The following is a 23,083-nucleotide window of genomic DNA, read 5'->3' on the forward strand; positions in this document are numbered from 1 at the left end:
CTGGGTGGTAAACGCCGTGGACCTGGCTTACGCCTTGCCCGAAGCGGCCGCGACGACCTTCTGAGCAGCTTCTTCCATGCTGTCCGCCGAGATGATCGGCAGGCCGGATTCAGCGAGCATCTTCTTGCCGAGGTCTTCATTCGTGCCCTTCATGCGCACGACGAGCGGCACCTGCAGATGAACCGCCTTCGACGCGGCGATCACGCCTTCCGCGATCACGTCGCAGCGCATGATGCCGCCGAAGATGTTGACCAGGATCGCCGTCAGGTTCGGGTTCTTCAGCATCAGCTTGAACGCTTCGGTGACCTTCTCGGTCGTCGCGCCACCGCCCACGTCCAGGAAGTTCGCCGGTTCGCCGCCGAAGAGCTTGATGGTGTCCATCGTCGCCATTGCGAGGCCAGCGCCGTTCACGAGGCAGCCGATATTACCGTCGAGCGAGATGTACGCGAGATCGAACTTCGACGCTTCGACTTCAGCCGGATCTTCTTCGTCCAGATCGCGATACGCGACGATTTCCGGGTGACGGAACAGTGCGTTCGAATCGAAGTTGAACTTGGCGTCCAACGCGATGACCTTGCCGTCGCCGGTCAGGATCAGCGGGTTGATTTCGGCCAGCGATGCGTCGGTTTCCCAGAATGCCTTGTACAGACCTTGCAGGATCGCGCGCGCTTGCGGGATCGACGCGTCGGGCACGCCGATTTTCTTCGCGAGGTCGTCAGCTTCGGCGTCCTTCAGACCGGTCGACGGGTCGACAGCAACCTTGTGGATCAGCTCAGGCGTCTTTTCCGCGACTTCTTCGACGTCCATGCCGCCTTCGCTCGATGCCATCACGACGATCTTCTGCGAAACGCGATCGATCACCAGGCCGACATACAGTTCCTTCTTGATGTCAGCGCCTTCTTCGATCAGCAGACGATTCACCTTCTGGCCTTCCGGACCGGTCTGGTGCGTGACGAGCTGCATGCCGAGGATCTGGTTCGAGTATTCACGAACCTGCTCCAGCGACTTGGCGACCTTCACGCCGCCGCCCTTGCCACGGCCACCCGCGTGGATCTGAGCCTTCACGACCCATACCGGACCGCCGAGCTCTTCCGCGGCCTTGACCGCATCATCCACCGAGAAGACCGGCTTGCCGCGCGGTACCGCGACGCCGAATTTCCGCAGGATTTCCTTACCCTGGTACTCGTGAATCTTCATGCGTGATTCCCTTCAGTCTGAGAGTTGGATTGAACTTCGTTTGCGCTGCCGTCGTTCATGCCGGACGCGCCGCCGTTGCCTGCCTGGCGAGCCGCTCCGTCGCTTGACCCGGCCGCGCGATCCGCTGAACGCGGTGCGTGGCCATACCAGCGCGGATAAAACTGTTGCACCGCCTCGCCGTCGAAACGCAGCGCGTGGCAGCGTCCCAGTTGGAATGGCGGTTTGTCGTTGGAATGCTCGTCAGCGCTGTCTGCGCTTTTGGCCTGCCCGGTCCCTGAACTCGCTGTGCCACCCGGCGTGCCTTCATTGACGTTCCACACGTCGCCGGCGAAAGCCTGGATCGCGGCGGTCGGCAGGAGCGCGCACAACTCGGTGAGATGCGCGCAGCCAACCGTGCCGGCCAGCAAACGGGCAGCATCGCGACGGAAATTGTGGAACAGATTGAGCCCGATGAGGGCACGGTAGGCGGGATTGCTGGCCTGGCACAAACCCGGATAGGGCACCCAGTCGGACGACGCTTGCGCGTCGACGACATTGAGCTTGCGATCGATGGTGATGCGAAGCCAGAGTTCATGGATCGGCTGACCCTTGGGCCGGACGCCCGACGCTAGCACCACATCGCGCGGCTTTTCGTCGGTCAAGCACGCTTCCACATCCCACAGGCCATCGGCTCGCTCGTAAGCTTCCGCTCTGATTGCGCGACGGTGGCGCAACTGACGGGACACTGGCGGGGAGAGCGGCATGCGGAAAGGAAAGGCCGGATTGGAAAACCCACGAATTTTAGCATACTGGGTATTTGAGACAGGGCGGAATGCGCGAGGCCGCCCGGCGGGACGAGGCAGCTAGTCGCCGCTCCATTCCTCGTCGATACCTTTAAGAATTTTGCCGATCGTCGCGCCGGAGAAACCACGTGACGCCAGAAAACGCGTCTGTTTAGCCCGGTCGGCGGCCGTTTCGGGAAGCTGACCGAATTTCTTTCGCCAAACGGCTTGAGCACGAGCCAGCTCGGTTTCGCGCAATTGCGCGCTGGCTTCTTCGACCAGAGTCTGATCGACTGCGTGCTGCTTCAACTCGCCAACGATCCGGCTCGCGCCCAACCGCGACGAGCGCCGATGAATCAGGCTTTCCGCAAAACGCGAATCGGACAGCCAGTTTTCGGCTTCAAGCGCGTCGAGCAGGGTTTCGAGCGAATCGGTTTCTTCGACAAACGGCTTGAGCTTGCGCGCAAGTTCGACGCGGCTGTATTCACGCCGGGACAAGTAGCCGAGCGCGCGGCCTTTTAGAGAACGGGCGGGACGCTGGGACTTTTTGGAATCGCCCCGATCCGATTTCGCTTCGCCTGGTGCGCGGCGCGAACGGGTGTAGGTAGTTTCGGACGGGTCCGCCGCGGACTGCGCGGAAGAATCGGACTGCAAGCTCCCGCCTGCCGCCCGATCATGTGCGTCAAACGACTCGAACGGATCGAACGGATCGACGTCACGCGGGCCGCCCGCGTGACGTCCAGCATTGGACAACGGCCGGCCCTTGCGTATCACGCGACGGTTACTCTTCTTCGTCCGCGACTTCGACGCCTGCGCCGGTCACCGCTTCGGCCATCGCATTCACGCCCAGCGATTCACGGATACGGTTTTCGATTTCACGGGCGATGTCCGGATTTTCGCGCAGGAATTCGCGCGCGTTGTCCTTACCCTGACCGATCCGTTCACCGCTGTAGCTGTACCAGGCGCCGGCCTTGTCGACGATCTTCGCTTGCACGCCGAGGTCGATGATTTCGCCCTGACGCGAAATACCTTCGCCATACAGAATGTCGAAAATCGCTTCGCGGAACGGTGGCGACACCTTGTTCTTGACGACCTTCACGCGCGTTTCGTTGCCGATCACTTCGTCGTTCTTCTTGATCGAACCGATCCGGCGAATGTCCAGACGCACCGATGCGTAGAACTTCAGCGCGTTACCGCCCGTGGTGGTTTCCGGGTTGCCGAACATCACGCCGATCTTCATGCGAATCTGGTTGATGAAGATCACGAGGCAGTTCGTGCGCTTGATCGTGCCGGTAAGCTTGCGTAGCGCTTGCGACATCAGACGCGCTTGCAGACCCGGCAGCGAGTCGCCCATTTCGCCTTCGATTTCAGCCTTCGGCACGAGTGCCGCGACCGAGTCGATCACGATCATGTCGATCGAGCCCGAGCGCACCAGTGCGTCGGCGATTTCGAGCGCCTGTTCGCCGGTGTCCGGCTGCGAAACCAACAGGTCGTTCACGTTCACGCCGAGCTTGCGCGCGTACTGGATGTCCAGCGCGTGTTCCGCGTCGATAAACGCTGCCGTGCCGCCAAGCTTCTGCATTTCGGCGATGACTTGCAGCGTCAGCGTGGTTTTACCGGACGATTCCGGGCCATAGATTTCGACCACACGGCCACGCGGCAAACCGCCGACGCCCAAGGCGATGTCGAGGCCGAGCGATCCGGTTGAAACCACCTGGATGTCTTCGACTACCTCACCTGCGCCGAGCCGCATGACCGACCCTTTGCCGAACTGCTTTTCGATCTGCGCGAGTGCGGCAGCAAGTGCCTTGCTCTTTTCAGCAGTCAGTCCAGCCGAGCCTTTCTTGCTTTCTTCCATGAATCGTCCTTTGCTATGATGAACGGCGTCTGAGGCAGATGTGCAGCCCATGTTTGAAGGACAGCACACGAAACCCAGACACTGTATAAAAAAACAGTAGTTTTGGCAAGCACGATTCTCATGCGAACGCGCATTTTTACCGTCGCGCCGCCCAAACTACCCACAATAATTTTCGGAGACCGCCGCGCGCCCGGGGGACACCCCACGGTGCCGGCAATGCCCAGGCTGGCGCATCATGCGAATTCTGATTGCCGAAGACGACAGCATACTCGCGGACGGTCTGATTCGATCACTCCGCCAATCGGCCTATGCCGTCGATCACGTCAAGAGCGGCGTCGAGGCGGATACTGCCCTGTCGATGCAAACGTTCGACCTGCTGATTCTCGATCTCGGCCTGCCGCGCATGTCCGGGCTCGAGGTGCTGCGCCGCCTGCGCGCGCGCAATTCGACCGTGCCGGTACTGATCCTCACGGCCGCCGACAGCGTCGACGAACGCGTCAAAGGACTCGACCTCGGCGCCGACGATTACATGGCCAAACCCTTCGCGCTGAACGAACTCGAAGCGCGCGTGCGCGCGTTGACGCGGCGCGGCGCCGGCGGTGGCCCGACGGTGGTGCGGCATGGTTCGCTGTCGTTCGATCAGGTCGGCCGGATTGCCCATGTCAACGAGCAGGTGATCGACCTGTCGGCGCGCGAACTGGGGTTGCTCGAAGTGCTGCTGCAGCGGATCGGCAGGCTGGTGTCGAAGGAACAGCTCGTCGACCATCTGTGCGAATGGGGCGAAGAAGTCAGCAATAACGCGATCGAGGTCTACGTACACAGGCTGCGCAAGAAAATCGAGCCGAGCGGCGTACGCATCATCACCGTGCGCGGGCTGGGATATTGTCTTGAGAAAACCACGCTGCCGGCCAATGCAAACACGATTGCAACGCCTGCGGCCGACCCCGAGCCGCCCTCCTCGCCCCCGTCCGGCGCGATGCCGGCGAGCCACCACTACAAATAGAAGGCGCCCATGTCCGCACGCGCAGATCGCGCCACGGCGCACGCGGCGGACCTCGACGAGGCGCGCGACGAGCGCTACGCCAACCCGTTCGCCCCGCCCGACGAGACCGAAGCCGCCGCCCAGGCACGCCCGCGCTCGCTGTTCGGCGAGATTCTCGACTGGATGCTGGCGCCGCTGCTGTTGCTATGGCCGATGAGCCTCGCGGTCACCTATCTGGTCGCCAAGTCGATCGCCAATGGGCCGTTCGACCGCGCGCTCGAAACCGACGCCTACGTGCTCGCCCGCCAGATTCATCCGGTCAACGGCGTGGCTGAGCTGTCGCTGCCCGACTCCACCCGCGATTTTCTGCGCACCGACAACGTCGACAGCGTGTTCTATCAGGTGCTCGGCACGCGCGGCGAACTGGTGGGCGGCGAGCGCGACATGCCGCTGCCGCGCGAGGAAGACCGGCCGCAGCCCGGCCTCGTCGAATTTCGCGACGACGTGCTGCGCGGCAACGATATTCGCGTCGCCTACACGACCGTCGAGTTTCCGCAGACGCCCGGCGCGCAGCCGGTGCTGGTGCAAGTCGCCGAGACGCTCGACAAACGCAGCCAGCTGGCCAACGACATCATCAAAGGCGTGATCCTGCCGCAGTTCGTGATCTTGCCGCTGGCGATCCTGCTGGTGTGGTTCGGCCTGTCGCGCGGCCTCGCGCCGCTGCACGCGCTGCAGGCGCATATCCGCGCGCGCCGTCCTGACGACCTGTCGCCGCTCGAAGCACGCCGCGCGCCGCCGGAAATCGAGCCGCTGGTCACGTCGTTCAACGATCTGCTAACGCGCCTCGAACAGAATATGGAGCTGCAAAAGCGCTTCATCGCCGACGCCGCGCATCAGATGAAAACGCCGCTTGCCGGCCTGCGCACGCAGGCCGAGCTGGCACTGCGCCAGGACGCCTCCGAGGAAGTCCACCGTTCGCTCGAACAGATCGCCACCAGCTCCGAACACGCGGCGCGCCTTGTCACGCAGCTGCTTGCGTTGGCGCGCGCGGAGAACCGCATGTCGGGGCTGGTTTTCGCGCCGGTCGAGCTGACCGAGGTGGCGCGCAACGCCGTGCGCGACTGGGTTCAAGCCGCGCTCGCCAAGCAGATGGACCTCGGCTACGAAGCGCCCGACGAGCCGGTCGAAGTAGACGGCAATCCGGTCATGCTGCGCGAGATGCTGTCGAACCTGATCGACAACGCGATCCGCTACACGCCGGCTGGCGGGCGGATCACGGTGCGGGTACGTCGTGACGTACCGGCGCGGCTCGTGCATCTGGAAGTCGAAGACACCGGAATCGGCATTCCGGCGGCCGAGCGCGAGCGGGTCATCGAGCGCTTTTACCGGATTCTCGGCCGCGAAGGCGACGGTAGCGGCCTGGGGCTTGCGATCGTCCGCGAGATTGCGACGATGCACGGCGGCGAATTGACCATCGACGACAACGTCTACCAAACCTCGCCGCGGCTCGCCGGAACGCTTGTGCGCGTCAGCTTACGCGTGCTCGAACGAGTACGGGACTTACCCTAACACGCGAACGCCGAAAAAACCGGAAATCGCGCGAATACGGAAATTTAGACGAACGTTGTAGATATTTAGCCTCGCATTGACAGACGTTACGCGAACCCACCCACCTCATCCCGCCCCCTCATTTCACCCCGCCACGTCAGTACGCCGTAAGTTTCCACTCCAATAATCGGTTCCACGGGAACGCCTTTGCCGGCGAACCGTGTGTACGCGTGTACATATCAATATTGGAGACGACATATGGCTACCGTTGGCGGGCAACTCTCGCACGAGCCCATGACGCGAGAAGAGAAGCGGGTGATCTTCGCATCGTCGCTGGGTACGGTTTTCGAGTGGTATGACTTCTATCTGGCCGGTTCGCTCGCGGCCTTTATCAGCAAGAGCTTCTTCTCCGGCGTCAACCCAACCGCAGGCTTCATCTTCACGCTGCTCAGCTTCGCTGCGGGCTTCGCGGTGCGCCCGTTCGGCGCGATCGTGTTCGGGCGCCTCGGCGACATGGTCGGCCGCAAGTACACGTTCCTCATCACGATCGTGATCATGGGTCTGTCGACGTTCCTGGTCGGCTTCCTGCCGGGCTACGCGGCAATCGGCATCGCATCGCCGGTGATCTTCATCGCGATGCGGATGCTGCAAGGCCTTGCGCTCGGCGGCGAATACGGCGGCGCCGCCACGTACGTGGCCGAACATGCGCCCGCGGGACGCCGCGGCTTCTACACCGCATGGATCCAGACGACCGCGACGCTCGGCCTGTTCCTGTCGCTGCTGGTGATTCTCGGCGTGCGCACGACAATGGGCGAAGACGCGTTCGGGGCTTGGGGCTGGCGCATTCCGTTCGTCGCGTCGATCGCCCTGCTCGCCGTGTCTGTGTGGATCCGGCTGCAACTGCATGAATCGCCGGTGTTCGAGCGCATCAAGGCTGAAGGCAAGACCTCGAAGGCGCCGCTGTCCGAAGCATTCGGTCAGTGGAAGAACCTGAAGGTCGTGATTCTCGCGCTGATCGGCCTGACCGCCGGCCAGGCCGTGGTCTGGTACACGGGTCAGTTCTACACGCTGTTCTTCCTGACGCAGACGCTGAAGGTCGACGGCGCCACCGCCAACATCCTGATCGCCATCGCCCTGTTGATCGGCACACCGTTCTTCGTGTTCTTCGGTTCGCTGTCGGACCGGATCGGCCGCAAGCCGATCATCATGGCCGGACTGCTGATCGCCGCGTGCACGTACTTCCCGCTGTTCAAGGCGCTCGCGCACTACACGAACCCGGCATTGGAAACCGCCACTGTGAAGTCGCCGATCGTCGTGATCGCGAATCCGGACGAGTGCTCGTTCCAGTTCAACCCGGTCGGCACGTCGAAGTTCACGACCTCGTGCGACATCGCCAAGAGCGCGCTGTCGAAAGCTGGCTTGAACTACGAGAACGTCGCGGCGCCGGCGGGGACAATAGCGCAGATCAAGGTCGGCGATACCGTGGTCAACACGTACGACGGCAAAGCCGCCGACGCGAAAGACCTGGGCAAGGTGTTCGACAAGACCATCGCCACGACGCTCAAGACCGCCGGTTATCCGCCGAAGGCCGATCCGTCGCAGATCAACTGGCCGATGAGCGTGGTGATCCTGACGATCCTGGTGATCTACGTGACGATGGTGTACGGGCCGATCGCTGCCATGCTGGTGGAGATGTTCCCGACCCGCATCCGCTACACGTCGATGTCGCTGCCGTATCACATCGGCAATGGCTGGTTCGGCGGCTTCCTGCCGGCCACAGCGTTCGCGATCGTCGCGGCGAAGGGCAACATCTACTCGGGGCTGTGGTATCCGATTGTGATTGCTTTAGTCACGTTCGTGATCGGCATGCTGTTCGTCAAGGAAACCAAGGACTCGGACATCTACGCCCGCGACTAAAAACCTTGCTGGACCGGCCAGGTTGAAAAAGTTGAGCGCCGGGGGTTGACAGCCTCCGGCGCCATCCTCATAATCTCGCTTCTTTCGGCGAATTAGCTCAGTTGGTTAGAGCGACGGAATCATAATCCGCAGGTCCGGGGTTCGAGTCCCTGATTCGCCACCAGTTGCAAGAAAGAGCCGCGGCTTCTCACGAAGCCGCGGCTTTTTTGTTCTTGAACACCGGTAATGCGCCAGAAATAGCGCAGTACGCATCTAAATTTTAGATGACGCCGGTTTGCGAAGTCCGGGTGCTACACGCCACTGTTACCTTCCTGTGGAGAGCACCCGATGAAACACCCCTATCTGACCACCCGCGCCGGTTCGTCCCACTTCTACTTCCGGCGCAAGGTGCCGCTCAGGCTGCACGCCGTTCTCGAGAAAACTGAAGTCTGGTTGAGCCTGTAAACGCCGTGTCGCAGCGAGGCCATCACCCGCCTGCCGATGGCTGCCCTCGAATTCGAACGCCTCGTCGCCCCGGTACGGGCCGAAGCCGACGCCGCCACAGCGGCCGGCGAGCCGTGGTTGCCGCACGGCCTGCGCCCCGTCGACGATGAGCCCCATCCCTATCACCCCACCGTGCAGCCGCCCGGCACCACGCGCCTTTCCGCCGTGCAGATTCCCCGACTGGTGGAGCGCTCAAGGTGCATGCCCTCACCTGCGACGACGAGATGCGACCGACCTACTTTGCGGCGCCCCACCCGGACGCCCGTGACGACGACGGTCATGACGATGAGGCACACCGAAGCCTGCTGCTGGAGGCGCGCCGCCAGTTGCGCCGGGCCCGGGCGGCCGGGGACTTATCGGACGTCCGCGAGTCCGTCGAGGAGCATCTGACGTGGGAGCGCGCCTGGCTGCCCGCTGCGTCGACGGAGTTCGTCACGCTCCTGAAGGCCATTGCCGAAGCACAACTGGCTGTCGTTGAGGAAGAACAGCGGCGCATCGAGGGCGAAGTCAGTGAGACGCCCGAGCTGATTCCGCTGGTCGACGAAAACGATACGTGGGAGGCCGCCCTGAAATGCTGGAAGGAGGAGCGGATGCCCGCGCGGAAAACCGTCGACGACGTGATGAGGCAGATACAGCGCTTCAGGTCACATGTGGGCGACCTGCCCCTCTTAGTCTTGACCCCCGACCACATTGAAAGTTTCAAGGCGCTCTGCCTCGAGAAGGACGACGTCGAGCACGGCCGCGTGAACACGATTCTGTCGCTGCTGTCGCCGCTCATCAGACTTGCCATGCGCAAGAAGCTGACGAAGCTGGCAACCAACCCCTTCAGCGGCATGAAATTTGACGCGAAGGTGGTAGAGGCCAACCGGAAGACCGTACGCACCGCTTTCGCAATTGACCAGTTGAACCAGGTCTTCGCCTCTCCCGTTTGCACGCGTGGGCACCGCCCGGACAAGGGTGGCGGCGATGCGGCCTACTGGGCGCCGCTCGTCGGGCTGCATACGGGCGCACGCGTCGAGGACGTGTGCCGGCTCACGGTCGCCGATGTGGTCCAGCGTGATGGCGTATGGTGCTTCTACCTGCACGACACGAAGCGTGAAAGCCGTACCAGGCGCCGCGGCGTCATGCGCCACGTCCCGGTCCACCGTAACCTGCTGCGACTCGGCTGGCTGGACTATGTCGAATCCCGCCGACCGGCCGGCGGTTCGGCATGGCTCTTTCCTGACCTCTCGACCGACCAGTACGACAAACGCGGCGCAGTGTTCAGCAACTGGTTCAACGCCTACCTGCGCTCGCCCATCGGCATCCACGACCCCGCGCTCGTGTATCACGGTTTCCGCCACACCTTCCAGACGTTTGGCGAACTCGCGGGCATCAGCGGCCAGGTCATCGACGAGCTGATTGGGCACGCGCCGGACAGCCGCCACGGGTGGAAGGAGCGTGGCGAAAAGCGCCTTCCCTTTGAATTGCTCGTGCAGGCCATGGAAAAGCTCGATTTTCCGGGACTGGTGCTCGGCCAGCAGCCTGCCAACCATGATGTCCTGGTTGGCCGCCTCAGTTGTGCGGCCCTCAACGAAGAGGCCCCCGTTCCGGGCCTGCTGCAGGAGAAGGGAATGTCCGGGCGAAGCAGAAGCTCAGGCTCAACCGGCACGCGGCTCCCGTTACTTCACCGCACCGGAGGTAACCGCCGGTATGGCCATATAAATGCGGCTCGCTAGAGTTTTGAAAAGAGAGCTTCTTTACTACTAAAGAGGCTTCCTTCCCTAAAAGAAAAAGATAGAGCTTCTTGGGAGGGGACAACGCGGGCGTCTGCGACGCCCTGCCTGCTTCAAGGGTAAACAAGGTTCCGATTCAGAGATGCTTGAGCGCTGCCAGTATCAAACTGTCTAAAATTGATGGTGGAGAGCAGGTAGTAGATGAACCTGACGTCATTCCCGCGAAAGTCAGTAACATAAAGTGCCGTGTTGAGACGGGCGCATCGAGATCGACAACAATACGGCGGAGCGGGCTATCAGGCCGCTCGTGATCGGCCGGCGCAATTACCTGTTTGCCGGTTCTGACGGCGGTGGACAGAGTGCGGCGGTCATCTACAGCCTGATCGGCACGGCACGCCTGAATGGCGTCGAACCGTACGCATACCTGCGCACGGTGTTCGAGCGCATCGCCGAGCATCCCATCAACCGGATCGACGAGTTGCTGCTGTGGCGTTTGACGCCGGTGGAGCAGCCGGTCCAGCAGGCTGCGTGACAATGGCATCGACTCGCAAGCCCGCGTTACGCGCGGTCAATTCACAGATACCGGTCTACCAGCTGCACATCGAGCTGAAGTATCTGAAGCCGGCGGTCTGGAGACGGGTGCTGGTCCCCGCCTCGATCAAGCTGCCGAAGCTGCACGTCGTGCTGCTGTGGGCGATGGGCTGGGATGGCGGCCACCTGCACGAATTCGTGTTCGGCGACACCAACTACGGGATGCCCGATCCGGACTTCCCGAGTGACCCGCCGATGCTCAACGAAGCACGGGTGAGCCTGGGCCGTGCGCTCGGTGCGCTGAAGTCATTCACCTACATCTATGACTTCGGTGACAACTGGCAGCATCGTGTGAAGGTCGAGAAGGTCCTGCCGGCAGATCCTGAGCTGCACTCACCCATCTGCCTGGACGGCCGCAATGCCTGTCCGCCGGAAGATGCTGGCGGCGTACCCGGCTACATCGAGTTCCTCGACGCGATCATCGATCCCGCTCATGAGGAACACCAGCTGTTGCTCGACTGGTGTGGCGGTAGCTTCGATCCTGCTGCCTTTGACCTCCAGGACGTCAACGAACGCCTCTTCGAGATCAAATTCTGATCGTCAAGACGGCCGCCAAATGTCGCTTACTATCCAGGCATAAAACCCGGCATCTCTCCACCAAGAAATTGAGGACGATTCTAACTTGAATGCCGCATCGGCTCGCTGCCAGGCTTTAGTACATGGCCTGGAGGCGTCCAAAGCTACCTGACCAGCCTTGCCAGGGCAGGGCGGAGCCATCGACTCGTGCTGTGGCGAAGGTGACCTCGCCATGCGTGGGCGTCAGGCGACGGCACCGGTGAGGTGTCATCGTTCCGGTCACTCAAAGGACGCCCAAATCTGATGTCGGTAGATTCCAGCTGGTTTAGCCAGATTGAACACTAATGGGCACAACTTCGCGAGGGCGAATCCCCGCATCGCGGGAGAAGTGACCTCGTCCGTCTTGCCCACGAACAGCGTTCGTTGAATCCTCGCATCGCGGGAGAGCCTGCTTGAGGTCGCGAGAAGTCTATGGATTTTTTTTAGCCTTTTTTCCAGCTTCCATTCCCGCAGGGATAATGGCTTCGCGTTCGTTCATGCGATGCGTCTCCTACGAAAGCTCGACGGCTGGGACCATGCCGATGCACAATGTGGCGAGGCCCATGCCGCCGTTCTTCTCTAGTTCATAAGTCAGTTGGCCCGAGAATTCGTGGGTCAGCCGGTGTCACCACCGGCTACTGGCAACACGGTGCCGGTGATATAGCTGGCCTCGTCCGAAGCGAGGAACAGAATCGGAGCGACCTGTTCGTCGATGCTGCCGTAGCGCTTGAGAAAGGTTGATTCAGTGACCTGCTTCACTGCGTCGTCCATCCAGACTTTCTCCTGCTCGCTGTCGCCGGCGCTATTGCGAGGAACGCGTCGCGGAGGCACATCGGTCCCGCCCGGCGCGGTGGCGACCACACGGATGTTGTGCTCCGCGTACTCCATCGCCAGTGACTGCGTAATCGCATTGACACCGCCCTTGGCCGCCGAATACGGTACGCGGCGGATACCGCGCGTGGCATTCGAGGAGACGTTGACGATGGTTCCACTGCCGCCCTTGAGCAGGTGCGGCAACACAGCATGGCAGGCGTACAGCGTAGGCATCAGAGAGCGGCGAATTTCCGCGTCAATCTGCTCAGGTTCGAACTCAGCGAATGGACGCATGCGAATCGCGCCACCGACACCATTGATTAGTATGTCGATGCCGCCAAACTCGCGCACTGCAAAAGCCATCGCCGATGCCGCGCCTTTGTACGTCTCGAGGTCGGCGACGAAGCCGGCCGTGTCCGCGCTGCTCGCTTCGGCGGCAACCTCGGAGACAAAGTCGGCGCGGTCGACGAACAGCACCTTGCCGCCTTCGGCGGCTGCGCGAAGCGCGACCGCGCGACCGATGCCCTGCGCGGCGCCGGTGACCACCATGACCTTGCCAGCAAATCGTTGCGTGTTCATGCTGTTCCCGGTGCTGTGTTAGGAGTGAACTTCTCGTAGTGGAAGCTGTTGGGCTTCACGCCGTTGTCGTCGAAATGCTTACGCACTGCATCGACCATCGGCGGCGGCCCGCACAGGTACACGTCCACGTCACCATCATTTACGGCTTCCGCCGGCATGTGCTGCGTCACCCAGCCCTTGCGGGGATGGGTCGAATCCGTGTCGGCCACGACGGTGCTGTAGGCGAAATTCGGCAACTTTGCCACGTACGCGTCGATTGCATCGACCTGCACGAGGTCAAGGTCACGCGTTACGCCGTAAATCAGATGAACTTTTTGCTGCGAATTCGCACGAACCAGCACTTCAAGCATCGACAGGAACGGTGCCAGGCCTGTGCCGCCAGCGAGGAACAGCAACGGCCGCTCAACAGCGCGCAGATAGAAGCTGCCGAGCGGTCCGGTCAGCTCCACCTTGTTGCCTGCCTGCGCGGATTCGAGCCAGGTGCTCATCACGCCGCCAGGAATTTTCTTAATCAGAAAACTGATTTTCAATTCGCCCGGCGCCGACGAAAAAGAATATGAACGGTGCTGACCGCTGCCAGGAACGTCAATGTTGACATACTGGCCCGGCAGGAATACCGGCGCGGTCGCCTCCACATCCAGTTCGAGCACGATGGCCGCATCGTTGTGCGCTTCGACCTTTGATACGGTCGCGGTGAACTTGCTTTGCTCAGTCTTGCATGCGGTGGAAGATGCCGGCACCGCAATGACACAATCGCTTTCTGGCACCATCTGGCAGGTGAGTACGAGACCGCCTTCCTTCTCATCCTCGGTCAGCGCATCTTCGATGTAATCGTCGCCCAGGTCGTAGCTTCCGCTCTCGGCGCGGCACTTGCAGGTACCGCATACGCCATCCGAGCAATCCATCGGCAGGTTAATTTTTGCGCGAAAGGCGGCATCGAGTACCTTTTCGCCCGCCTTGCATGTAACGAAGCGGGTCACGCCGTCTTCAAAATTCAGTGCAATGTTGTAGCTGGACATCTTGCCTCCTGTACTTCTCATTTCCGCAGATGTTTGCGCTCAAACGTGATAAACGTCGAGCACCTGGCGGATGTAGTCGTCCTTCAACACGATGCGCTTGTAGCAAATCAACAGTTCATCGTTGACTTTGCGCAGAGTGACGAACATCGTGCCGAAAAACTGGTCGGTGGTTTTGTAACGATGGCTGAGCGTGTTGAAGTTGTAGCGCACGTCCACTTCGCTCTCGCGCTGGGCCAGCACTTCCACATTGGTGACGTTGTGGCTGGTTCGCGGTTCAGGCATCGAGGCACCACTGCGTTCGGTCTTGATGCGGAACACACGGTCTTCCAGGCCGCCACGGTCCGGGTAATACATCAGCGAAATTTGACTTTCGTGGTCGTCGGTGAGCTGGTCGTCGTCATCCCACGCCGGCATCCAGTAAGTGACGTCCTCGCTATAGCAGGCAAGCCAGTCGTCCCACTGACGGTCGTCGAGCAGGCGCGCTTCGCGGAACAGCACGTCGCAAATTTTCTGGTAATCGAAGCTCATGCCAGGGTCTCCCCTTGTTCCTTTTTGAGTGCGTCGCGCATCCGGTGCACCCAGTATTCGTGCTGGCACACAAACAGGCCTTCGTCTTCGCTACGCTCGCCTGAGATGAGCGGCTTCATACCCATGCTTTTCGCGTTTGCGTCGGGACCCTCGACCCACAACGTCGCCCCGCGCGAAAGGTCGTTCCACAACGCGGTGGTACCGGCATAGCCAGCCTGGCAGGCGCGGAACTCTTCGAGGTCGTCTGCGGTGCCCATGCCCGAGACGTTAAAGAAGTCTTCGTACTGGCGGATGCGGGTAGCCCGGTCGGCCGCGCTCTCGCCCTTCGGAGCGAAACAGAAGATGCTGACTTCGGTCTTGTCCACGCTGATTGGACGTACGACGCGAATCTGGGTGCTGAACTGGTCCATGAGGAACACGTTCGGATACAGACAAAGATTTCGGGTCTGGTTCACGATGAAATCCGCCTTCGCTTCGCCCACACGCTCCTTGATTTCATCGCGGTATTGATAGACCGGTCGCACTTCCGGGTTCATCGTCTTGGTCCACAGCAGGATGTGGCCATGGTCGAACCCGTACACTCCGGCTACCGACTTGCTCCAGCTGTTCGCATCCACGGCCTTGGTGCCCTCGACCTTGCGCCGGTCCATCGTCGCAGCGTAGTTCCAGTGCACGGTGCTGACGTGGTAGCCGTCGCAGCCGTTCTCCATCTGCATCTTCCAGTTACCGTCGTAGATGTACGATGAATTGCCGCGCAACACTTCCAGCCCGTCCGGGGCCTGGTCGACGATTTGGTCGATGATGACCTTGGTCTCGCCGAGGTAGTCCTCCAGTGGAATCGCGTCCGCGTTGAGGCTGCCGAACAGGAAGCCGCGATAGCTCTGGAAGAGTGCGACTTTTTTCAGGTCATGCGAGCCGTTGGTATTGAATTGCACCGGGTATGCGGTGGTCTTCACATCTTTCACTTTCAGCAGCTTGCCGGTGTTGGCGAAGCTCCAGCCGTGGAACGGACAGGTGAAGGTGCCTTTGTTGCCGTGCTTTTTACGGCACAGCATCGCGCCCTTGTGCGCGCAGGCGTTGATGACCGCATGCAGTTCGCCGCTCTTGTCGCGGGTGACTACCACAGGCTGGCGGCCAATCCAGGTGGTGTAGTAGTCGTTGATGTTGGGAATCTGGCTTTCATGCGCGAGATATACCCAGTTGCTCTCGAAAATGTGCTTCATTTCGAGCTCGAACAAATCAGTGTTCGTGAAGATGTCGCGGCGGCAACGGAATACACCGTTTTGCTTGTCGTCCTGAACGGCGGTGTGCAGCAGTTCATCAAGTTGCGAGGCTTTGTCGATAACGGCGGACATGAGTGCTCTCCCTACGCGTGCTTCAGGCGATGAAGCACGCGCATCGGTGTCGAAAGATTCTTGCGAAGGATTGAGCGGCAGCAGTGGTACGACGTAGCAGCCGCGTTGACCGGTTACGCCGTGGCAGATACACGCAGGCGATTGACGACCTGGTTATCCTTGCCCTGAATCAGCGGAGTCAACTCGATGTTGAACTCGATTTCCTTATACGTATCAGCCTTCATTGCCAGCGCAGTGCCGCCGGTCTTTTCGACCACATGGGGAATCAAATCCTCGCGGGTGGCGTAGGCAAAGTCGTCCCAAATCAACGGGTCGCCCTCAATGTTGATTTGCGTCGTCAGCTTGCGGTACTTGTCGGTGGTGACGAAGAAGTGCACATGCGCTGGGCGGTTGCCATGGCGGGCGAGCACGTTCAACAGTTGTTGGGTCGCGCCATGCGGCGGACAGCCGTAGCCGACCGGCATGAGTGTACGGAACTCGTACTTGCCATTGACATCGGTGCTGACCGCGCCACGAAGGTTGAACTCGCTCTGCGCGCCAGTCGGGTCGAAGTGCGAGTAGAAACCCTTGGAGTTGGCGTGCCAGCATTCGACCACCGCTCCTGCAACGGGCTTGCCATCTGGACCGGTTACCGTGCCGCGGATAACCAGTGGGCCGGCATCCTCGTCCGGATTGATATCGATTTTCGATACGCCATCGCGCACCGGCGCACCGGCGACATACAGCGGACCTTCGATGGTACGCGGCGTGCCGCCGGTGATTTCAGCCGCCTTGTCTTCCGCATCCATGCGGATGTCGAGGTATTTCTCCAGACCGAGACCAGCAGCAAGCAGCGCAGCTTCGCCGTCCTGGCCGAGCTTGTTGAAGTAGTGGACGCCAGCCCAGATTTCGTCGGGCGTCATGTCGAGGTCGTCGATGGCCTTGAACAGGTCGCCCAAAAGGCGATTGACAATCAGCTTTGCGCGAGCACTGCCGTCCTGGCTACCCACGTTAGCAGCAGCCTTCAGCAGGTCCTGCACTTCCTTCGTATCGAACACTTTGACGCTCATGTCTGCTCCTGAATCTCTATTTTCTGGTGGGGTAAACCCTTGGTTTAGCGCCCGCGTGAATATGCCTGAGAGGTATAATGGGGTGCTGAAACAGAGTGTGAATGCAGAATAATGGCGCCGGAATGCCCCGTCCAACACTGATTTAGTATCGGCCTATATCCACGAGGTATCGAAATGGAACTGCGGCATCTTCGCTATTTCGTCGCCGTAGCCGAAGAACGCAATTTCACGCGCGCGGCACAGCGACTGAACATGGCCCAACCGCCTTTGAGCCGTCAGATACAGCAGCTTGAAGAGATTCTTGAGGTGCAGCTATTCCAGCGCGACTCGCGCCCGTTGAAGCTAACCGAGACGGGTAAGTTCTTCTATGCTCATGCCGTCCAATTGCTGGCTCAGACGTCCGAACTCGAATCCATGACGCGGCGCGTGGGCAACATTGAGCGCAGCCTCTCTGTCGGTTTTGTGGGCTCGACGTTGTACGGAATGCTGCCCAAAATCATCCGGCGCTTCCGCGATGAGAACACTACAGTCGAACTCAGCCTCCATGAGATGTCGACGATGGACCAGATTCGAGCGCTGAAGGACGGTCAGATTGATGTCGGGTTCGGTCGCATTCGGCACGAGGACGCAAACATCCGTCGGGTGATTCTTCGCGAGGAGAAGATGATTGTTGCATTCCCGGAGGGCCATCCACTCTCACTGGTCAAGCCCGTCCTCGCTCTCAGCGACCTGGTCAACGAGACCTTGATTATTTTCCCTAAGGCGCCGCGCCCCAGTTATGCAGACCAGGTGCTGTCGGCATTCGAAGACCGCGGTCTCAAGCCTCGCCGGATATATGAAGTACGAGAGTTGCAGATTGCGCTAGGCCTCGTAGCAGCGGGGGAAGGAATTTCTGTCGTTCCGGGTAGTGTGTACGGCCTGAAGCGAGACGACGTGAGTTACAAGGAACTGGACGACCCCACTCTGGTTTCCCCAATCATCATGAGCATGCGTGCGCTCGACGAGTCGCGCGACATTCGGGAAATGCTTGAACTCATCTATCGGCTGTACGAGGAGGAAAGGATACCCCATGCACCTCGTCATGATTTTGGGCGGTGATATCTGCTATACCCCGGAGGTATGGCACTAGACGTCGATGGTGTTGGACAGGGGGTTATTGGGCACGCAATACTTCAGCAACCCCTCAACTCCAACATTCCAGGTATGAACGCCCAAATCACCTCCGTCGAAGCGATTCTGGTTGACCTCCCAACCATTCGCGCGCATCAGCTAGCAATGGCGACAATGCGGCAACAAACCTTGGTAATCGTCCGTCTGCGCTCAGGCGATGGCATCGAGGGTCTTGGCGAAGCGACTACGATTGGCGGTCTGTCGTACGGCGACGAGAGCCCCGAAGGCATCAAGCTGACCATCGATACATATCTTGCACCTGCAATTGTTGGGCAAGACGCGACCAACATCAACGACGCAATGCTCAAGCTGAACAAGGTTGCCCGGGGAAACCGGTTTGCCAAATGCGCAATTGAGACGGCTTTGCTGGACGCTCAGGGCAAGCGCCTGGGCGTTCCGGTTTCAACGCTTCTTGGCGGCGCTGTCCGCAAAACGCTTCCGGTCCTGTGGACGCTCGCAAGCGGCGATACCCAACGCGACATCGATGAAGCAGAAACGCTGCTCGCCGAACGTCGCCACAATACTTTCAAGCTGAAGATTGGTCGGCGTAGCGTTCGTGATGACGTAGCGCACGTATCGAAAATCAAAGCCGCGCTCGGCGACCGCGCCAAAGTCACGGTAGATGTGAATCAGGCTTGGAACGAGGTCGATGCAGCGCTGGGAATCGAAGCGCTTGAGGCTGCTGGCATTGACCTCATCGAGCAACCCACTCCGCGAGAGCAGCGCGGAGCGCTCGCCAGACTTGCATCGCGTTTCATCGTACCCATCATGGCAGACGAAGCGGTGACAGGCCCCGAGGATGCTCTTGAACTAGTGCGCTGTGCATGTGCGGACGTCTTCGCTTTGAAGATTGCGAAGTCCGGCGGAATCTACGGAATGATGCGCACAGCCGCCATTGCGGATGCCGCCGGCGTGACCTTGTATGGTGGCACGATGCTTGAAGGCAGCATTGGGTCGATTGCCTCGGCACACGGATTCGCTGCTCTCCCACAACTTGCCTGGGGCACAGAGTTGTTCGGACCGCTCTTGTTGAAAGACGACATCGTCACTGCGCGCCCCCAATATCGGGACTTCGACCTGCATCTGCCAGAGGGACCGGGCCTAGGCCTGCATATCGACGAGGAAAAGCTCGCTTTCTACCGTCGCGACAAAAATATCTGAGAGCACAGTCAATCTAGCACTAACCACATCAACCGATACCAATACTGTGCTGATGGACCTGAGAGACCCCACCTTTTTTAAATGAGAGACACATGCTTTATCTCGTAAGAATGGATGTAAACCTGCCACACGATATGCCGGTGGCTCAGGCCGATGAAATCAAGGCACGAGAAAAGGCCTACTCACAAGACCTCCAGCGGCAAGGCAAATGGCAGCAGCTACATCGCGTTGTCGGTGAGTATGCGAACTACAGCGTTTTCGACGTCGATTCGCACGACGAGTTGCACACCATCCTCTCAGGTCTACCATTGTTTCCATATATGTCGATGAAGGTGACCGCGCTTGCGCGCCATCCGTCGTCCGTCCGCTGAACCTGCAACGGATGCAGTGAATCGCGACGCCGACGGTGCTTTAGTGTTTACCGCCCCCAAAGGGAGCTGGTGAGTGTCGGCAATCACCGCTGAGCTGCTTGGCGTTGTCATCTGTTATGCCGCCCCCCCGAAGCGAATGTGCTTCAGTTGATTCCCGCAACATGTCAGGCGGTGTGGGAGGCCGCGGCCGACGTCAAACCTTCAGGTGCAACAGAGGCACAACGTGCGCGAGAGGCGGCAAAGTGAGCGATGCGACTTCCTCACCGCGGCGGTATGCGCCTTACGTGCGGCATTTGTACGTCCGTTTTCGTCCATGCTTTCGTATTCGTCCGGAAGGCGTCGACCAGGAAGTAAACCTTTCGCGCTGCGCTCGTGCTGCGGGAACATCGCTAAACTGCGGATTCGTAAACATGCTCCCGGTTGAGTCGTGGGATTGTTGCGTCTTTTGCTTTTCAGAAATGCAGCGCTTATGGAGCGGGTACTGCGCTAAGCTATCCCCGCATCGCAGTCGCCAGTGGCATTGCATCGCTCGTCCGACACGCCCTTACTGCCACCTGGATTTCCATGAAACACGTTCTCAAGAAAGCTCTTGCTGTTCTGCTCGTAGCCGCATTCGCTGCCCCGGCGGTGTCTTTCGCTGACATGCATCGCGACGAACGGCACGCCCCTGTGCGGCATCATTACCAACCTCACCATCAGTTTCAGCAGCACTACCGCTCGCATAGGTAAGCATCGCGCGCCAGCAACAGAGGCTCCGGTAGAGAACGGTTTTCCCTGGATGGGCAAACCGTTTGTTGGCTTTACGATTTATGTCTTGAACGTGCCTCTTTCTTTCCGGATGTGCCCGCATGTAACTGGTCACGCCGGCTATTTGTCGTGCGGTCGACCCGTATGACGTCATCCTGAAAAACGACGCACGTCCTCACGGGAGCAACCGTGGAGGCGTAGATAACAGAATCGTAATATGCCGGTCAGCGCATGGTTAGTATTGAACGGTCAAGATTAACTACGGGTTCCGACCTATGGCGGTCCCGCATTGCCATCCCCATTGCGGGTAGATACGTCATGAAACTCGTTGCATACAACGGACATTTTTAACGAGCCAGGCTGACGGAGAGAGCAGAGTTTCGCCTTGTCGATGGTCGACTCGGTGCGCCGCAGCGTCGGGTCACAGGAGATTTAGTATGAAACTAAGTGCCGGCACGTTTGTGCGACTGCGCCGTCTCGCTCCGGCTCTCGATGATGTACTCAACGCGCGCGAAGTCGAGCACGCCGACCAGGCAGTGGACCTTGCTTCACTTGCCCAGCTATGCTCGCAGCTGTTTGACACGTACCACAGCCAACGCCCGGGCCAGATTGCGCAGATAGCGCAAGCGCGACTCGAAGCCGTTGAGTCGCTGTAACGCGCAACCTCTGGACTGGCGGCGGGTTCAGGTATGGGCATCAAGGTCGCACCAGACGATTTCTGGACCGGTTACTCCAACCTTGCGTACATTAGCGGTTTCTCATCAGCACGCCAAAGATTGACAAGTCCTTCGTCAACGATATCGAAGAAGACGAAGACGCCCGGGCACTCACCCAAGCTGTCGTGTCGCCCTGGCAAAGCGTCGTATCTGGATGTGCTCGCTCCTCGCTTGCGTCAGCGATTCGACAACTGACCTTTCACGAGACAGACAGCGTGAAATCAAATCCTTCAGTATGCTGCCGGATGCGCGTCCGGCAATCGCGGTCCTCGCAGGACCTGAGGGTGCGAGCAGATAACTCCCAAAGCATTAAGAGACAATGAACGCTACAATCCTGAATCCCAGTATCGACCTGGACAAGTTGGAATCCCTCGCTTACTCCAAGGTCACCTGGCGTCTTCTCCCCTTTCTCTTCCTCTGCTACGTGGCGGCGTATCTGGACCGTGTCAACGTTGGCTTCGCCAAACTGCAGATGCTCAACGACCTGAAGTTCAGCGACACAGTCTATGGCCTTGGTGCTGGCATCTTCTTTATCGGTTACTTCTTCTTCGAGGTTCCCAGCAATGTGTTGATGCATCGCTTCGGCGCCCGCTTGTGGATAAGCCGAATCATGATTACATGGGCGGTTATTTCGTCCGCCACGCTTTACGTGTCAACGCCAACCTCATTTTATATATTGCGGTTTTTGCTTGGCATCGCCGAAGCCGGCTTCTTCCCCGGTATCGTTCTCTACCTGACCTACTGGTATCCGGCCGAGCGCCGTAGTCGTGTCAATGCGCTTTTCATGATGGGCATCCCCGTTGCAGGGGTCATCGGCGGCCCGCTGTCGGGCTGGATTATGCAGGCATTCAATGGCGTGCATGGCCTTGCAAACTGGCAGTGGCTCTTCCTGCTGGAAGCCATCCCCTCCATCGTTCTTGGCGTCATCACGCTCATCTATCTGCCGAACGGGATTCGCACCGCAAAGTGGCTCACGGAGCCCGAGAAGAAGCTTCTTGAGGAGAAGATTGCGCAGGACGGTGCTGGAAAGCTGCACGCCACGGTAGGAAGTGTCCTCGGCAACGGCCGCGTGTGGTTCATGGCCGCCATCTACTTCTGCTGCATGATGGGTCTCTATGGCGTGGGCTTCTATTTGCCGACGCTCATCAAGGCTGCCGGAGTGAAGGATGTGCTCGATGTTGGCATGCTGACCGCCATTCCTTACGCATGCGCGATTGTCGCCATGCTTCTGATTGCGCGAAGTGCAGACAGGCTGCGCGAGCGCCGCTGGCATTTTGCGGCCGCCGCCCTCATGGCAAGCGTGGGCCTCCTGCTTGCAACGGTCTTTGGTTCGAATGTTGAACTTGCGATGATTGCCCTGTCGTTCGGAACGGCGGGCGTACTCGCAACAATGCCAGTCTTCTGGGCGTGGCCGAGCGCCATGCTTGGCGGAAGCGCAGCAGCTGCGGGCATCGGGCTAATTAACTCGGTGGGCAACCTCGCCGGCTTCGTCAGTCCGACCATCGTCGGCTGGATGAAAGATGTGACGAACAGCACCAACGCAGGCATATACGTCATCGCCGCAGCCCTCTTCGCTGGCGCGTGCCTCGCGTTCCTTCAGCCGCGTGAAGTCCAGACTCGATAGACACTGACACTCATAATGAGCAAACCGGCAAAGTCGAGTTCCTTTTCACTGTCGAAATATTGCCGGCCGGTCTCCGCGTCGCACCGGCATGGCCCGAAAGGCGAGAGGCAGACGCCATGAGCCTGCCGGGAATGGCGCGCTTTACCGAACGTCATTGTCCCGAGAGGAATTCTCGTCTGCTATGCAGGGTATCGACTACGTGAGCAAGGATAAGAACTGTCGCCACGGCTATGAGTTCATAGGTTGCCGAAGGTGTATGACAGCACTGATAATCCAACCACCATTTGCCTCGTGGTCGCTTGACGTTCCTCATTTAGCAGTCGGCGGTCGTATCCCGGTACCGG

General features: G+C 59.9%; 21 protein-coding genes, 1 tRNA gene and 1 pseudogene. 12 read left to right on the forward strand and 11 right to left on the reverse strand.

The features are described 5' to 3' along the window. Window positions 1-27: 27 nt before the first annotated feature. The 4 genes from sucC to recA all read right to left on the reverse strand — a co-directional run bounded on the left by sucC (window position 28) and on the right by recA (window position 3,816). The gene (gene sucC / locus SB772_RS15460) at window positions 28-1,197 is read right to left on the reverse strand and encodes an ADP-forming succinate--CoA ligase subunit beta (RefSeq protein ID WP_410834117.1); all 1,170 of its coding nucleotides are present in this window, start codon (window positions 1,195-1,197) and stop codon (window positions 28-30) included. After that, on the reverse strand, window positions 1,194-1,940 hold the full coding sequence (locus SB772_RS15465; protein ID WP_410834118.1) for a DUF2889 domain-containing protein: 747 nt from the start codon (window positions 1,938-1,940) through the stop codon (window positions 1,194-1,196). Before SB772_RS15465 ends, sucC begins: the two co-directional genes overlap by 4 nt. A gap of 99 nt (window positions 1,941-2,039) precedes the next feature. Continuing rightward, window positions 2,040-2,732 carry a recombination regulator RecX gene (gene recX / locus SB772_RS15470; RefSeq protein WP_410834119.1) on the reverse strand — a complete coding sequence of 231 codons (693 nt, stop codon included), beginning with the start codon at window positions 2,730-2,732 and terminating at the stop codon, window positions 2,040-2,042. Window positions 2,733-2,739: 7 nt separating this feature from the next. Further along, window positions 2,740-3,816, reverse strand: a complete 1,077-nt coding sequence (gene recA / locus SB772_RS15475; RefSeq protein ID WP_410834120.1) for a recombinase RecA — start codon at window positions 3,814-3,816, stop codon at window positions 2,740-2,742. Between the two features lie 235 nt (window positions 3,817-4,051). Here recA and SB772_RS15480 point away from each other — a divergent pair, with 235 nt between their 5' ends. The 4 genes from SB772_RS15480 to SB772_RS15495 all read left to right on the forward strand — a co-directional run bounded on the left by SB772_RS15480 (window position 4,052) and on the right by SB772_RS15495 (window position 8,426). Beyond that, entirely contained in the window at window positions 4,052-4,819 is a 768-nt protein-coding gene (locus tag SB772_RS15480) for a response regulator (protein WP_410834121.1), read from the forward strand. Window positions 4,820-4,828: 9 nt separating this feature from the next. Next, window positions 4,829-6,367 carry a sensor histidine kinase N-terminal domain-containing protein gene (locus SB772_RS15485; protein ID WP_410834122.1) on the forward strand — a complete coding sequence of 513 codons (1,539 nt, stop codon included), beginning with the start codon at window positions 4,829-4,831 and terminating at the stop codon, window positions 6,365-6,367. A gap of 237 nt (window positions 6,368-6,604) precedes the next feature. Continuing rightward, window positions 6,605-8,263: an MFS transporter gene (locus SB772_RS15490; RefSeq protein ID WP_410834123.1), complete on the forward strand. Its 1,659-nt coding sequence runs from the start codon at window positions 6,605-6,607 to the stop codon at window positions 8,261-8,263. An 86-nt stretch (window positions 8,264-8,349) separates the two neighbouring features. Further along, window positions 8,350-8,426 (forward strand) — tRNA-Met (locus SB772_RS15495). A 140-nt stretch (window positions 8,427-8,566) separates the two neighbouring features. On the opposite strand, the gene SB772_RS15500 is transcribed toward SB772_RS15495, so the two are convergent. Beyond that, a complete protein-coding gene (locus SB772_RS15500; protein WP_410834124.1) occupies window positions 8,567-8,863 on the reverse strand; it encodes a hypothetical protein in 297 nt (98 codons plus the stop codon). A gap of 80 nt (window positions 8,864-8,943) precedes the next feature. On the opposite strand from SB772_RS15500, the gene SB772_RS15505 reads away from it, so the two are divergent. From SB772_RS15505 to SB772_RS15515, 3 genes and pseudogenes are all read left to right on the forward strand, one after another. Then, entirely contained in the window at window positions 8,944-10,464 is a 1,521-nt protein-coding gene (locus SB772_RS15505) for a site-specific integrase (protein WP_410834125.1), read from the forward strand. A 250-nt stretch (window positions 10,465-10,714) separates the two neighbouring features. Beyond that, window positions 10,715-10,993, forward strand: a pseudogene (locus SB772_RS15510) (transposase domain-containing protein); the annotation flags it as partial. Between the two features lie 2 nt (window positions 10,994-10,995). Continuing rightward, window positions 10,996-11,589 carry a plasmid pRiA4b ORF-3 family protein gene (locus SB772_RS15515; protein ID WP_410834126.1) on the forward strand — a complete coding sequence of 198 codons (594 nt, stop codon included), beginning with the start codon at window positions 10,996-10,998 and terminating at the stop codon, window positions 11,587-11,589. Window positions 11,590-12,222: 633 nt separating this feature from the next. On the opposite strand, the gene benD is transcribed toward SB772_RS15515, so the two are convergent. From benD to catA, 5 genes are all read right to left on the reverse strand, one after another. After that, window positions 12,223-12,999: a benzoate diol dehydrogenase BenD gene (gene benD, locus SB772_RS15520; protein WP_410834127.1), complete on the reverse strand. Its 777-nt coding sequence runs from the start codon at window positions 12,997-12,999 to the stop codon at window positions 12,223-12,225. Beyond that, window positions 12,996-14,018, reverse strand: a complete 1,023-nt coding sequence (gene benC / locus SB772_RS15525) for a benzoate 1,2-dioxygenase electron transfer component BenC (protein WP_410834128.1) — start codon at window positions 14,016-14,018, stop codon at window positions 12,996-12,998. The genes benD and benC overlap by 4 nt, the downstream gene beginning before the upstream one ends. 39 nt (window positions 14,019-14,057) lie before the next feature. Then, window positions 14,058-14,546, reverse strand: a complete 489-nt coding sequence (gene benB, locus SB772_RS15530; RefSeq protein ID WP_410834129.1) for a benzoate 1,2-dioxygenase small subunit — start codon at window positions 14,544-14,546, stop codon at window positions 14,058-14,060. Then, complete coding sequence (locus SB772_RS15535; protein WP_410834130.1) at window positions 14,543-15,901, reverse strand: Rieske 2Fe-2S domain-containing protein; 1,359 nt, start codon at window positions 15,899-15,901, stop codon at window positions 14,543-14,545. The genes benB and SB772_RS15535 overlap by 4 nt, the downstream gene beginning before the upstream one ends. A 113-nt stretch (window positions 15,902-16,014) precedes the next feature. Then, on the reverse strand, window positions 16,015-16,950 hold the full coding sequence (gene catA, locus SB772_RS15540; protein WP_410834131.1) for a catechol 1,2-dioxygenase: 936 nt from the start codon (window positions 16,948-16,950) through the stop codon (window positions 16,015-16,017). 174 nt (window positions 16,951-17,124) lie between these two features. Between catA and SB772_RS15545 the strand changes: the two genes are divergently transcribed. The 3 genes from SB772_RS15545 to catC all read left to right on the forward strand — a co-directional run bounded on the left by SB772_RS15545 (window position 17,125) and on the right by catC (window position 19,652). Next, a complete protein-coding gene (locus SB772_RS15545) occupies window positions 17,125-18,048 on the forward strand; it encodes a LysR family transcriptional regulator (protein WP_410834132.1) in 924 nt (307 codons plus the stop codon). A gap of 105 nt (window positions 18,049-18,153) precedes the next feature. Further along, window positions 18,154-19,281, forward strand: a complete 1,128-nt coding sequence (locus SB772_RS15550) for a muconate/chloromuconate family cycloisomerase (RefSeq protein WP_410834320.1) — start codon at window positions 18,154-18,156, stop codon at window positions 19,279-19,281. A gap of 92 nt (window positions 19,282-19,373) precedes the next feature. After that, a complete protein-coding gene (gene catC / locus SB772_RS15555; RefSeq protein WP_410834133.1) occupies window positions 19,374-19,652 on the forward strand; it encodes a muconolactone Delta-isomerase in 279 nt (92 codons plus the stop codon). Window positions 19,653-20,138: 486 nt separating this feature from the next. Here the strand turns inward: catC and SB772_RS15560 are convergent, their stop codons facing one another. Beyond that, entirely contained in the window at window positions 20,139-20,363 is a 225-nt protein-coding gene (locus tag SB772_RS15560) for a hypothetical protein (protein WP_410834134.1), read from the reverse strand. 473 nt (window positions 20,364-20,836) lie between these two features. Here SB772_RS15560 and SB772_RS15565 point away from each other — a divergent pair, with 473 nt between their 5' ends. Both SB772_RS15565 and SB772_RS15570 read left to right on the forward strand, forming a co-directional pair. Beyond that, window positions 20,837-21,055, forward strand: coding sequence for a hypothetical protein (locus SB772_RS15565; protein ID WP_410834135.1), 219 nt, complete (start codon window positions 20,837-20,839; stop codon window positions 21,053-21,055). A 379-nt stretch (window positions 21,056-21,434) separates the two neighbouring features. Further along, entirely contained in the window at window positions 21,435-22,739 is a 1,305-nt protein-coding gene (locus SB772_RS15570) for an MFS transporter (RefSeq protein WP_410834136.1), read from the forward strand. Window positions 22,740-23,083 lie beyond the last annotated feature (344 nt).

Origin of the sequence: Paraburkholderia sp. SIMBA_030 (assembly GCF_046535245.1) — a bacterium.
Taxonomy (GTDB): Bacteria; Pseudomonadota; Gammaproteobacteria; order Burkholderiales; family Burkholderiaceae; genus Paraburkholderia.